The organism is Bacillus sp. R86525, assembly GCF_042466195.1.
Classification (GTDB): domain Bacteria; phylum Bacillota; class Bacilli; order Bacillales; family Bacillaceae_G; genus Bacillus_A; species Bacillus_A nitratireducens.
The window spans coordinates 3240292-3253767 of the sequence record NZ_JAXHPX010000007.1; the positions used below are offsets into that span (position 1 = coordinate 3240292).

The window sequence follows — 13476 nt, forward strand, 5'->3', positions numbered from 1 at the left end:
TTACTCCTCCTTAAATCGCTCTTCGACCTTAGTATACGAAAATGTTGTTTTATCATTCATACATTAGGGAGTGTTATAGGACGGGTACATTATCCATTCATTTGCATTGTTTTGAATGTACAATACAATTAAAGTAAAAAAAATCCCTCAGATAAGCTGAGGGAAGCTTTAAAATTCACATTATTTTTCCTTCTTTAATCGCATTTTTCTATTTGGTCGCCTTCTTCACCTGTGTTTACTGCCGAACTATCCGTTCCGCCTCCCACTGCATGTTGCTGTTTGGTGTTAGAACTTTCGATGGCAGCGTTGGTTCCCGCTGCACTGTCATCTCCACCACCACTTGCCACTTGAGTAGCACTAGCCTGTTTCTCACGGGTTCTATTAATTTGATTATTGATGATGAGTACAACTTCTGCCTCTTCATCCGAAGTCTCTTCTTTCATTTTATGCGGCTCAATCTGATCCCCACTAATTCCTTTATTTATCGCTTCGCCTCCAGCGCCCACCGTTTCTTGCTGTCGGGTATTCGATGAATCGATTGCTGCATTACTTCCTGCTGCACTATTTTGTCCGGCTCCACTGGCAATTTGTGTTGTATTTGGTGCAAATGTAATCTGATTATTAATGACAATGACAATTTTTCGTTTATCATCAAGATTTCCCAAATTAATTTCTTGCCCATCTTTTTTTACAAATCGAAACGTGATTTTTTCATTGTTTTCCATGTTCTCACCCCCTTTGTAATATTAAATGACTAAAGAATGATAATGGATTGGACAAGGGTATTTTTTTATAACTATGTGCACCCCGCCCACAATGAAAGGTGTATTCCTATGACTACTTTCCATAAGAAGTGAATGTTATTTTTCTTAAGCCGTTCCAAAGTAAACTTTTGAATATTAGTTTACTTTCATTTCTCAGATTTTATTGACTCTTCACCGAATCTTCTAATGTCCTCAAAGTAAACAACAAAATAATACATTCAAAACATAATTAAAAATTAAGATGGTTCAATTCGGACGAAGGCACCAGCACATAGCGCAGTATTTTATAATTGAAGGGGTGATTATGTTGAAATATTTAACGAAATCAAAAAAACTCATCAACGAGTCTGAGAGCGTATTTGGAATCCTATCCGTTAACTTCATTTTTTGTAATGGCATATTTATTCTCGTGGGTTGTATTAATTCCATTTGTCTTATCCCAATGGGGTGTTTTCCCTAAAACAAAAGCATTTGATATTTTCTTTGTTGCCAATGCATTTGTAGGCCCTATGTTAGCAGCATATATCGTGATTCGAACTCTTGAGGGAAAAGAGTCATGGAAAAAAGTTAGAAAAAGCATCATATCTACTAAAGTCGGTTTGAAGTGGTATTTGTTTACTCTCATCGTTATCCCTGCTGCAATGTTTCTGGGTATGGTGATATTAAATTGGGGGATACCTACTTTCCATGACCTTACTTCTAAATTTTTTATAACCTATCTCATCTCTTTTGTAGTTACTTTCTTTCTCGGTGGACCTTTACCTGAGGAAATCGGATGGCGCGGTTTCGCTCTCCCTCGGTTACAATCGAAGTTTGGACCGTTAAAAGCAACATTACTACTTGCCGTCCTGTGGGCTTTTTGGCATCTTCCGCATTTCTTAACTGCTGCACAAAGGGGCGGACCAGGTTCTGACCTTTCTATCCTATATATTCATTTACCAATTTTCATTTTGATGTGTTTGCCGATTTCAATCATTCTCACTTGGGTCTATAACTGCAATCGCGGTAACTTATTTATTGTCATGCTAGTTCATGCGAGTGTAAATACGTTTAGCTTGGTACAAACTAATTCCACCAACCCTGTTTTAAAGAATTCAGATTTATTTGTAGGGATAGGATTGAGCATTGTTGCTTTGCTTATTCTTATTTTCACACGAGGCAGCCTTGGATATAGACAAATTACTAATGAAATAGGATTCAGTAACAATGAAAATATAAGTAAATAGAAACGATAAAAATAAACTTGGTTACCATAAAAAACATCACGTTTTCATTCTGAAAGCATTATAGAAGTTTAACCTAATGATTATATAGCTGATACTGATTATAAAAAAAATATAATCAGATTAATCGCTACATCAATAAAGATAATTTAAATAAAAAAACACCCTTCATTAATAACTAATGAAGGGTGTTTTGAATTAATCATTACAGTTCATCTTCTTCAACTTTTTTACTGTTATACTTACTATATCCGTATATACATAAGCAAAAAAACACTCCGCCTATACCATTTATAGTAAGATCCTTCATGGTAATTGCTTCTCCAGAAAGTAAATATGTTAATAAAGTAAATACAATGAAGAAAATAAATCCCGAGAATATCGGATTACGAACTAACATTTTATGATTTGATGTATAGCGTATATATATTTTTTTGATCCGCATCATTATAACGCTATAAACGGAAATACAAAAAGATAATCAGCCTACATAATAGACTAACTATCCTATAACTTATTACCTAATTTTAATCATTTCAATGTCTTTTCTACATAACATTTAGAAAATAAATGTTGTAATCTCATCTACTTCTTTTCTTGGAAGTTTCTTCGGCTTATCTTTCGGAAACCCGAGTGAAATTACCATATTAATTTGTTTTTGAGGCCCAATTTGTAAATATTGTCGCAGTTCATCCTGAGCTAATAATACAGGTCCTGTCATTGGACAAGTGCCAAGTCCTCTCGCATGTGCAGCTAGCATTAAGTTTTGTGCTGCTAGACAGCTACTCTTAATTCCTTCTTCTTCCCATACTGAATCAGGAACGAAGGCAATTGGATCAAATATCTTTTCACGAAACTTTGATTCATATGGTGTTGCTAAACATACGATTAATACTGGCGCCTCAGAGAAAGCTGTCGCATATGGGCCGAAAGAACGTGTAAGTAATTTCCCTGCTTTCTCTTCTCCATTTTCTGCTGCTTTTGCCGCAAGTTTATGTAATGCATCCCATGTCATTTGTTCAATTTCTTTAATTTTCTCTCGGTTCATAATGACCAAGAACTCCCACGTTTGTGAGTTCGTATCACTCGGTGCATAACGAGCACAATCAATAATTTCTTTTATATCACTAGTGGATACTTCTTGTTCTGTAAACTTTCTTACACTTCGTCTACCGTGAATTACTTCTTTAAAATCTTCATAATTCATACATTAAATCCCCTTTTTACAGCGTTTTCAAAACTTGTCCTATGGTTGAATTATATCATGAAAAAAAGCTGGGGGAATACCAGCTTTTTTCCTCATTATTAATTTGTCACTTTAAACAAACTAATACTTTCTTCATATGCAGCTTGTAGTTTTTTCGTAATTGGTCCTCTTTCGCCACTCCCAAACTTCTCATCACCAATTTGAACAACAGGGAATATTTCAAGTGGTGTTGCTGTGAAAAAGCACTCATCGGATTCGTACACTTCCTGTAATGAAAATTCACGCTCTTCTACCTCTATATGTAACGCTTTCGCTAATGTAATAACGTAGTGACGAGTAATGCCGTGTAGAATGAAATTATCGGCCGGATGTGTAATTAATTTATCATTTTTCACCATAAAGAAATTCGAATGACACCCCTCTGTTACAATTCCATCTCGCACCAATATCGCTTCTTGGTAGCCTTGCTCGTTTATTTTATTTTTAATCATGATATTAGGAAGCAGATTTAATGATTTTATATGGCAGAACTTCCAGCGTATATCCTCTTCGACAGTAACCTTTATTCCTTGTTCCATAGTAGCAGTAGGTCTTGGAAACGAAACGATATTCGCAAAATATGTTGGTTGTAAATCTTTTTCATACACATGATTTCGTACTTGAACACCACGTGATATTTGAAGATACACATTCCCATCTTCTTGAAATTGATTTTTTTCAATCATTTGATGTAACTCTTCCACTAACTCTTCTTTAGTAAACGGTGGAATTAGTTTTATTTCTTCCATAGAATTAAAAAATCGTTCCAAATGTAAATCTAATAAATGTGGCTTCCCATCATATAGCCTAAAAACCTCATATATACCATCACCAAATTGAAAGCCCCTCTCCTCTAATGGGACCATCGGCTGTTCTTCCTTCTTATTCACAATTCTTCCGTTAAATAAAATCCAATCTTTATGAGTAGCTTTCATTCCTTCCCACTCCTTTATTCCATGATTGATTTTATTATACAACTTATCCACATTTAAAAGAAGGAATTTTCTGTATTTAACTAAATTAAAAAGTACATCACCTATTTAAAGTGATGTACTCAACCATTCATTTATTTCAGGAAATATTTTCCAATATCATCTAACATTAAATTTGCTGCTTTAATACCACCTGCTGTATTCCAAATTACTTCATCCACTTGGAATACTTTATTGTCTTTTGAAGCTTGTAGCTGCTTAAAGAGTGGATCTTCTGTCCATTCTTTTGCTAACGTATTTCCTTCGTTATTCTTATCTGCATCTTTATCAGATGTAAAATAGAATATGTAGTCCCCATCCATATTCGGAATTTGCTCTTTTGTAATTCCTTTTATCGCAAATTCATCTTTATCTTGTAGTGGTGGTCGCTTAAATCCAACATCATTTAAAACAGCACCTGAGAATGAGTTTTTCTGATAAATCCGGACATCACCTGGTACGAAGCGAATAATAGAAACTGTAGAATTCAATTTATCTCCTAACTTCTCTTTCATTCCTTCAATACGTTTTTTATAATCTTCAAGAGCCTTTTGCCCTTCTTTTTCTTTATTTACAGATTTTGTATAGAGTGTAAAGTTTTCCTTCCAATCCCCGCGCAATGTTTCAGCGTATACAGTTGGTGCTATTTCGTTCAATTGCTCATATATTTTTTCATGACGCATTTTATTCCCGATAATTAAATCCGGCTTAAGCTTCATAACTGCCTCTAAATTAATATCACGCTCAGTTCCTACAACTTTCGTATCTTTTAAATCTTTCGCTAAATGAGGATACCATTCATCACCAGCACGTGGTTTTGTAGTTCCAACTGGCGTTACTCCAACAGCTAAAAGTGCCTCCGCACCCTCATTTGTTAAAACAACTACTTTTTTAGGTGTACCATTTACTGTTGTTTCACCCATTGCATGCTTTACAGTATACGAATCTTTTGCTTTAGCTGATGGATCATTTTCTTTTTTCTCTTCTTTGCTACACCCTGCGATTATTACCATAAGTATCATAATGCAGAACATAAATATTTTTTTACTATGTACCATACGTCCCCCTAGATGAAATTGATTATCATTAACAATTAAATGTTAATGTATATTACATACATTGTCAATGTATATCAGAAAACTTTTTTAATATATACAATTTAGATTCTATCCGCTATTCAAATGTTTATTTTTAAAATAAAGTGTATAAGTATGAAAACAATAAACGTTCTTAAAATGCGTATCTACGTCATACATAAATACGCATTCATATTACATCATAAATTCATTTCCTAATATTGATTATATTTAATATATGATGGATCATTGTACACCCATTGATTTCCACCAAGGTTCAACCAACCGTTTTGATTAATATATACTAAATAAGATTCTGGATTATTTAATTTACGAATAACTGAAGAAGATGTTGATGGACCACTTCTTAAATTCACATTCATTCCTTGTATATATGCGACACCAATTGCACTTCCATCACTATTGCTCGTCTTTACAAAATTAATGTACGAAGGGTCATTATACACCCATTGTCCATTTCCTAAGTCCAACCATCTATTACTTTCCTGATATACGACATACGACTCTGGGGAGTTTAGTTGACGAATAACTGAAGAAGACGTTGATGGACCACTTCTTAAATTCACATTTTTCCCAAGTATATAGGCGATCCCCTTCGTTTGTGGTGTTGGCTGGGGGTTTGGAGGTTGTGGATTTGGAGGATTGGGATTTGGAGCAACTCCAAAAATAGCTGCTATCCCATTTGCATACGCTTGACTTAATTCTTCAATAAATTGTGGATTTTTCAATAAATTAGCATCAAACGTTGTATCAATAAAAGCAGTCTCAGTTAAAATTGCATCCATTGCAGTCTCTCTTAGTACCGCATAATTTGCTTTTTTTGCTCCTCGGTCACGAAGACCATATTTAGTTAATACAGGATTGACTGCTGCATGCATTTTTTGTTGCTTTTCATATGCGGAACTACTATTAGATAGCGCATTGTAAATATAACTTTCAAATCCAGTTCCACCGCCGCTATTAATGTGAAATGAGATAAAATAATCTGCACCAAATGAATTAGCAATATTAGCACGTTCTGATAAAGAGATGAATACATCGCTGTCACGTGTCATTTTAATATTGATTGGATAATTTGCAGATAAAATATCTCGTACACGTCTAGCAATTTGAAGTGTTAACTCTTTTTCCACTAACCCATTACCAACAGCACCAGAATCATATCCACCATGCCCTGCGTCTATAACCAGTTTCATATAGCTTTTTCGTTCCTTTCGTTAAGATAATAAGCTTACATTTCTACTCGTCCTATTTTATGTTAGTTGTACAAGTTCCGTTACAAATACAAAGAAAAAACCCCCTTATGTAAGGCGGCTTCTATCACTTTTCTTTAACCAATTTAAAATGAATATGTACGATTGATAGTGGATGTAACGTATACAAAACAAAATAAATATAAGAGCTATTCCAACACCGCTGTATAACAATCCAAACTTTAAAAAGATGTTCAAAAGAGGTGAAAAATGAATTGCGCTTTGTAATGCAAATAACATGCAAAACAAAATTACAAACACGGGTATATATTGTAATTCATATGGTCTTCTCTTCTTATACATTCTTTTTCGAATAAAAATCTGGCATAGTTCTGCTACAATAAAACAACCTCCAACTAATACAAGACCAGCAGTCATCGTCATACATTCACCTGCCCCATATTCATTTTATCAAGTGATCAATTCACTATATTTTCTTTACATATATTCCATTTTCCTCAATAAAACCAGATCCCATTATGAATGATTTGGCTTGTTCCGTAAACACCTCTTGCAATACTTTTATTTCATTCACATTTCTCTGTTTCATTATTTCTTCAAATGTAAAATACGTATTTGTCCCGTATCCATAACCTTGATAATCAAAATGAATAATTAACTGTGACAAAATAGCACTCTCTTCTTGGACACTATAATCTATTACACCAATATATGTATCATCAACTTTTACACAATACTGAACCTTTTTCATATCTAAGCTGTGTGAGTGAAACATTTCTTTTACAACACTTTCATTTTCTGTATTTACTTTCTCAAACGTAATCATATGTTGTCCATCCTTTTACTATTATTGTATCAATTATAATTACAATTTATGAAAAAAACCTTAAGGCCGAATACGACCTTAAGGTTTTTTTATTAAACTAAGCTATACGCACGCTTTGTTTCTTCGTGGAACTTATTCGTATCGTATTTATGCTCAACATAAATTTGATGCCATACCATAAACGCAAGTACAGTCCAAATTTTACGGCTATAATCGCCTTTATCTGCACAATGTGCTTCCAGTAAGTTTAATACATACTGTTTGTCGATTAAATGATCCGTTTTGCTTTCTTTAATAATATTTATAGCCCAATCGTGCATTTCATCTTTTAACCAGTGACGAATTGGTACTGGGAATCCAAGCTTTTTACGATCTAATACGTGATCTGGAACAATGCCACGTGCTGCTTCACGTAAAATAGCTTTCGTAGTTCCGTTAGCAATTTTAAATTCAGTCGGAATTTTAGATGCAACGTCAAATACTTCTTTATCTAAGAACGGTACACGAAGTTCTAATGAATTTGCCATCGTCATTTTATCAGCTTTTAATAAAATATCGCCGCGTAACCATGTGAACATGTCAATGTACTGCATTTTACTTACATCATCATAATCTTTAATTTCGTTATACAATGGTTTCGTGATATCCATATAGTTAACACTTTCATCGTAATACTTCATTAATTCAGCTTTCTCTTCTTCACGGAAGATTTTCGCATTTCCATAGTAACGCTCTTCAATTGGCGTACAGCCACGCTCTAAGAAGCTTTTCCCTTTAAATCCTTCTTTAAGAGCACCACTTAATGCCTTTAGAACGCTCTTTCCTGGGCTAGGAATGTAAGAGAACATTTTTAAAGAGTTTGGCTCACGATAAATGTTATATCCACCAAATAGCTCGTCTGCACCTTCACCAGAAAGAACAACCGTTACATGTTTACGTGCTTCTTTCGCAACGAAATACAATGGTACAGCTGCTGGATCTGCTAAAGGATCATCCATATGCCAAATGATTTTTGGGAACTCATCCATAAACTCTTGCGCTGAAATGAATACGTTATGGTTTTTAACTCCTAATTTCTCTGCAGTTTCTTTCGCAACGTCAACTTCACTAAAACCGCGTTGCTCAAAACCAATAGAAAATGTTAAAAGATTTGGGTTCATTTCTCTTGCGATAGAAGCAATAATAGATGAATCGATACCACCAGAAAGGAATGAACCTACTGGTACATCACTACGCATATGCACTTTTACAGAATCGTATAATACATCACGAATTGCTTGGATATGTTCCTCTTTCGTTGCGCTTGAAGCGTTGAAATAAGGATTCCAGTAGCGATGGATTTCCATCTCTTTACCGATTTCTTTTACGAAGTAATGACCAGGCTCAATTTTATTAACATCAATTGTTAATGTTTCTGGCTCTGGACCATATTGGTACGTAAAGTAATGTTGTAGTGACGTTGGGTTTACCCCTTTGTCTTCCATTACATGCATAATACTTTTCTTCTCAGATGCGAAGAATGTAGTATCACCTTGTTGTGCGATGTATAAAGGCTTAATGCCAAAGTGGTCACGTGCACCGAAAAGTGTCTTTTCTTCACGATCCCAAATCATAAATGCGAACATACCACGAAGGTAGTCTACACATTTTTCTTTCATATGTGCATACAATGCAATGATAACTTCTGTATCAGATTGCGTTGCAAACGTTGCGCCTTTTTCAAGTAACATTTCACGTAATTCTACATAATTGTAAATTTCACCATTAAAAATAATTACATATCGATCATTTTCATAAGTTAGCGGCTGATGTCCTGCCTCTAAGTCAATGATGCTTAAACGGCGGAAGCCAAATTGTACATGTTCATCACGAAAATATCCTTCGTCATCTGGACCGCGGTGGAAAATCATCGTGTTCATATTTTCAAATTGATGTTTTTCTGTTTCTGAAAACTCTCTAGGGTTTTCACATAAACATCCTACAAAACCACACATACTTCTTACCCTCTTTCAGTTTTCATTCTGTCTCTATACTACTATATCAACCCTATTTATACTAGCATAATCAACTGAATATGGCGACCAAAAACTATAAAAAAATCACTCCATTTCACATTTTTAACAATTTTTTATGAAAACATGAAAACTAGGCAATCACCTTTCTCCGCTTTTGTCATATGATATTGCATATTGATTTCTAGGAGGGAATACCATGAGTGAAGAAAAAAAAGATTCTTCTCGCCCACCGGTTCGCAATTATTTAAAGCAAATTGATGATTTCTTCGAGCAAACACCACTTCGCAATGTAATCGCTGATTTAAATCATTTTTTCCAAAAAGGAAACCGTTTATTAACATTCCCTGTAGATTTATATGAAGTTGGTGAAGAACTCGTTGTTACAGCTGAACTACCTGGTATACAAAAAGAACAAATTCGAATTGAAATACAAAGTGAATACTTAAAAGTCTCTGTAAAAGAAGAGATACTTGACGAGGAAGAAGAACAAACATCTCATAACTATTATCGCCGAGAACGTTCCATTTCAGAAGCATCAAGACTGATTAAGTTACCATACTCAATTAATAAAAAAGCAGCGAAAGCTTCTTATCAAAACGGCGTATTAGAAATTCGTGCACCAAAACTTCCACAGCAGCATGACATTTTATCCATAGACTAATGTAAAAAAAGAAGGGTGCTATGCACCCTTCTTTTTAATCCGCTAATCGCTTCATATCACGTATAATATCTTCGTATGGCGTATTACTAATGCCACTATATTTTTTCATTACTTTTCCGTTTTGATCAATTAAATAAAAAGATGTACCGTGTATTACTTGCCCATCTTCTGGTTTATCTACAAGCGATTGGAAGTTATCTTTTGAAAACTTTGTAATTTCCTCCAGTGAATACCCTGTTAACAAGTTCCAATTACTTGTATCTTCTGTAAACTTTTGAATGAAAGCTTTCAAATTTTCTGGTTTATCAAGTTCAGGATCTACACTAAACGAAACAAACTCAACATCCAATTTCTCTTCCTTAGCCATTTTCTGTAATTTAGCCATATTAGCAGTCATTGGCGGACAAACTGTTTGACAGTTTGTAAACATGAAATCAGCTACCCAAACTTTCCCTTTTAAATCTTTTGTACCAAATGGCTTTCCTTCTTGATTTGTAAATTGGAAAGTTTCTAAATCCCAGTTTAACGGTTTACGTAATTTTGAACCTGAACTGCTACAACCTGCAAGTACAAAGAGACAAAATACAACCATAAGACCAATTAACTTTTGATAACGCTTCATTATTAAACCTCTCTTCTCTTTCCTTAATTTATGTAAGTAATGTATATCATAACAAAAGTAAACACTATGAGAAAATTGTTTACGTCATTTGTTCACGAAATCGTACGATTTTACGTATGTTACTTCTTTATTTAAAGCTAATTACTAGACAAAATATATTTTACTACTATTATTTCTCTTAACATTATTTACGAAACAAAGTTCATTGGTAAATTTGTAAATACCTATCCCCTGTTTTTTTACAATTACTTAAACATTAATCCATGTTAAACACTGTATTCCTTAACAACATTTCGGTACAATACAACTACAACGATTTTAAATGAGGTGATGTTCATGGCTAAGCGCTATGAAAATATGGATAATGTAAGTACAAAAAAATCGATTCGCTCCTTCCTACGCTGGCGTAAAGAGAGAAAGCAAAACAAAAAAGACTTTTCTTTTCTAGTAGAACAATCACCTGTTAAACAAAGTAAATTTTTGCTCAATAACTTTGAAAAAACAACTGTCACATGGATTGGTCATTCCACTTTTCTCATTCAAACGAACGGCTTAAATATTTTAACAGATCCAGTATGGGCAAATAAATTAAAGTTGGTTCCACGACTTACTGAGCCAGGGCTCTCTATAAAAGAACTACCGAAAATCGATATCGTTCTTATTTCACACGGTCATTACGATCATTTAGACTTTTCATCTCTTCGCCAGCTAAATAATGATGTTCTATACCTTGTACCTATTGGGCTGAAAAAATTATTTACTCGCAAAAAATTCACTAACGTAGAAGAGTATAATTGGTGGGAAAACACAACAATTAATGATGTTTCCTTTCACTTCGTACCCGCCCAGCACTGGACGAGAAGATCCTTATTTGATATGAATACATCTCACTGGGGTGGATGGATTATTAATAATGAAACAACGAAAGAAACCATTTATTTTTGTGGTGACAGTGGCTATTTCCAAGGTTTCAAAGAAATTGGCAAACGCTTTTCAATTGATATTGCCCTTATGCCAATTGGCGCTTATGAACCAGAATGGTTTATGAAAGTATCTCATGTTTCACCTGAAGAGGCAGTGCAAGCTTATTTAGATTTAAACGCTACACACTTTATACCGATGCATTACGGAGCTTTTGCCCTCGCCGATGAAACACCCCGCGAGGCAGTAACAAGGCTTCGAAATAATTGGAATTTACGTATGTTACCGTGGGAACAACTGCATGTACTCTTTTTAGGCCAAACTTTTACTTATAATAGTGCAACAAACGGTAAGCAAGTAAATGAAAAAATTGAAACGTTACACGTATAACGTAACTACTTATTTTCTATATCCAACATATACTATAGAAAATCATAAAGTGAAACTTTAATCAGTGGGTGTTTTCTATGAATGAATATTTACAGACTCGCTATATCATTAGCGGGAGTGCCTGTATAGCCCTTCTTATTTCTTACTTTCTATTCACATAAAAAAGCTACTTGAAAATTCATTTCAAGTAGCTTTTTTATTACTCTGCTAAATACATAAATCCGATTGCTCCCGGACCTGTATGAGTACTAATAATAGGCGTTGTATAGAAAATTTCTGATTGAGCAAATCCACTCACTTTTTCAACAGCCGCTTTTACATTTTCAGCTAAAGGAATTGCTTTCGCATGTGGAATTGCAACAGCTTTTACAACTTTTCCAGCTGTATCTTCCTCAAATAACTTAGCTAACGTTTTTACAATTTGACCTTGGCTACGCACTTTCGTTACAGGGTTATAAACACCATCTTCAAGGCTAGCAATTGGTTTTATATTAAGTAGCGAACCGATAAACGCTTTTCCTTTACCGATACGCCCACCCTTCACTAAGTTTTCTAATGTATCTACTACTACATATAAACGAGTATTCTTTCTCACTTCATCTACACGTTTTAAAATTTCTTCTAGTGAGCGTCCTTCATTTGCCATTTTCGCAGCTTCAACTACTTGATATGCTAAAGCATGTGTAATAAATTGAGAATCAACAACTGTTACTTTTGTATCGGTCATTGATGCAGCACTATTGGCAGTTGCCACAGTACCACTCATTCCACTTGTCATATGAATGGAAAGTACTTCACTTCCATCTTCACCTAACTTGTCATACATTTCTACAAATGTACCCATTGCCGGTTGTGATGTTTTTGGTAATTCCTCTGATTTGATCATTTCTTCAATAAATTCATCAGGTTGTAAATCAACACGATCTAAATATGTTTGTCCATTTACAGAGATTGATAATGGTAGCACATGAATGCCATACTTTTCGATTACATCCTGCGCTAAATCTGCAGTTGAATCTGTTACAATTTTAATTTTTTGCATATTATATTCTTCCCTTTCCAATACGCTCTCCCTGTTATTATACTAGCATTCCCAGTGCTTTCAACAATTTAGAACAAATTTCACCAAATTAATTATATTTTTATACCTAAAATGAAAAAGACAGAGCCTATTTAACTCTGTCCCTGCTGTATATTATGCATTCTTTTCCAGAGTATTTGTTTTATATACATTTGAATAATCATTCCACTTCAAACAACTTTGTAAATATTCACGGAAAGAGTACGAGAATCTTGGATTTTTATGTTTTTGAATTTTTGCAATAAACAATTGAAGACGAGACTGAATTAGAAACGCTAATGGATGCTGTGTTTGTAGGACAGGGATTTCAAATATTTTAATACAACTCCCTGTTGCATGAGTGAAATAAAAACTTTTCGTAATCACAATATCAATCCTCTTTTTCGTTGGATTTTTGAACTTCCTCCACTTTATTCTTTAACACGTTTTTCAAGTGTAGGTTTCC

Annotated in this window: 13 protein-coding genes and 2 pseudogenes; 3 read left to right on the plus strand and 12 right to left on the minus strand. The window is 34.3% G+C overall.

Annotation, left to right across the window (positions count from 1 at the left end; genetic code table 11):
* Positions 1 to 194: 194 nt before the first annotated feature.
* Complete coding sequence (locus SJY24_RS19355; RefSeq protein ID WP_377865834.1) at positions 195 to 725, minus strand: hypothetical protein; 531 nt, start codon at positions 723 to 725, stop codon at positions 195 to 197.
* 343 nt (positions 726 to 1068) lie between these two features.
* Here SJY24_RS19355 and SJY24_RS19360 point away from each other — a divergent pair.
* Positions 1069 to 1990, plus strand: a pseudogene (locus tag SJY24_RS19360) (CPBP family intramembrane glutamic endopeptidase).
* A 202-nt stretch (positions 1991 to 2192) separates the two neighbouring features.
* Here the strand turns inward: SJY24_RS19360 and SJY24_RS19365 are convergent.
* The 8 genes and pseudogenes from SJY24_RS19365 to asnB all read right to left on the minus strand — a co-directional run.
* Positions 2193 to 2453 (minus strand): annotated as a pseudogene (locus SJY24_RS19365) (hypothetical protein); the annotation flags it as partial.
* A gap of 93 nt (positions 2454 to 2546) precedes the next feature.
* The gene (locus tag SJY24_RS19370) at positions 2547 to 3194 is read right to left on the minus strand and encodes a nitroreductase family protein (protein WP_377865836.1); all 648 of its coding nucleotides are present in this window, start codon (positions 3192 to 3194) and stop codon (positions 2547 to 2549) included.
* A 98-nt stretch (positions 3195 to 3292) separates the two neighbouring features.
* The gene (gene dat, locus SJY24_RS19375) at positions 3293 to 4168 is read right to left on the minus strand and encodes a D-amino-acid transaminase (protein WP_377865837.1); all 876 of its coding nucleotides are present in this window, start codon (positions 4166 to 4168) and stop codon (positions 3293 to 3295) included.
* 131 nt (positions 4169 to 4299) lie between these two features.
* Positions 4300 to 5262 (minus strand): ABC transporter substrate-binding protein, encoded by a 963-nt coding sequence (locus SJY24_RS19380; RefSeq protein WP_377865838.1) that lies wholly within the window; start codon positions 5260 to 5262, stop codon positions 4300 to 4302.
* Between the two features lie 233 nt (positions 5263 to 5495).
* Complete coding sequence (locus SJY24_RS19385; protein WP_377865839.1) at positions 5496 to 6497, minus strand: N-acetylmuramoyl-L-alanine amidase; 1002 nt, start codon at positions 6495 to 6497, stop codon at positions 5496 to 5498.
* A gap of 105 nt (positions 6498 to 6602) precedes the next feature.
* Positions 6603 to 6938 carry a hypothetical protein gene (locus SJY24_RS19390; protein WP_377865840.1) on the minus strand — a complete coding sequence of 112 codons (336 nt, stop codon included), beginning with the start codon at positions 6936 to 6938 and terminating at the stop codon, positions 6603 to 6605.
* A 43-nt stretch (positions 6939 to 6981) separates the two neighbouring features.
* Positions 6982 to 7341, minus strand: a complete 360-nt coding sequence (locus SJY24_RS19395) for a GNAT family N-acetyltransferase (RefSeq protein WP_377865841.1) — start codon at positions 7339 to 7341, stop codon at positions 6982 to 6984.
* Between the two features lie 92 nt (positions 7342 to 7433).
* Complete coding sequence (gene asnB / locus SJY24_RS19400; RefSeq protein WP_000333827.1) at positions 7434 to 9335, minus strand: asparagine synthase (glutamine-hydrolyzing); 1902 nt, start codon at positions 9333 to 9335, stop codon at positions 7434 to 7436.
* 217 nt (positions 9336 to 9552) lie between these two features.
* Here asnB and SJY24_RS19405 point away from each other — a divergent pair, with 217 nt between their 5' ends.
* Entirely contained in the window at positions 9553 to 10017 is a 465-nt protein-coding gene (locus tag SJY24_RS19405) for an Hsp20/alpha crystallin family protein (protein ID WP_001288090.1), read from the plus strand.
* 34 nt (positions 10018 to 10051) lie between these two features.
* On the opposite strand, the gene SJY24_RS19410 is transcribed toward SJY24_RS19405, so the two are convergent.
* The gene (locus tag SJY24_RS19410) at positions 10052 to 10639 is read right to left on the minus strand and encodes an SCO family protein (RefSeq protein WP_000833350.1); all 588 of its coding nucleotides are present in this window, start codon (positions 10637 to 10639) and stop codon (positions 10052 to 10054) included.
* Positions 10640 to 10975: 336 nt separating this feature from the next.
* Between SJY24_RS19410 and SJY24_RS19415 the strand changes: the two genes are divergently transcribed.
* Positions 10976 to 11950 carry an MBL fold metallo-hydrolase gene (locus SJY24_RS19415; protein ID WP_377865842.1) on the plus strand — a complete coding sequence of 325 codons (975 nt, stop codon included), beginning with the start codon at positions 10976 to 10978 and terminating at the stop codon, positions 11948 to 11950.
* A 199-nt stretch (positions 11951 to 12149) separates the two neighbouring features.
* On the opposite strand, the gene SJY24_RS19420 is transcribed toward SJY24_RS19415, so the two are convergent.
* Together SJY24_RS19420 and SJY24_RS19425 are read right to left on the minus strand one after the other, a co-directional pair.
* Positions 12150 to 12992, minus strand: coding sequence for a DegV family protein (locus SJY24_RS19420; protein ID WP_098500441.1), 843 nt, complete (start codon positions 12990 to 12992; stop codon positions 12150 to 12152).
* Between the two features lie 153 nt (positions 12993 to 13145).
* On the minus strand, positions 13146 to 13397 hold the full coding sequence (locus tag SJY24_RS19425) for a DUF2535 family protein (RefSeq protein WP_000629009.1): 252 nt from the start codon (positions 13395 to 13397) through the stop codon (positions 13146 to 13148).
* Positions 13398 to 13476 lie beyond the last annotated feature (79 nt).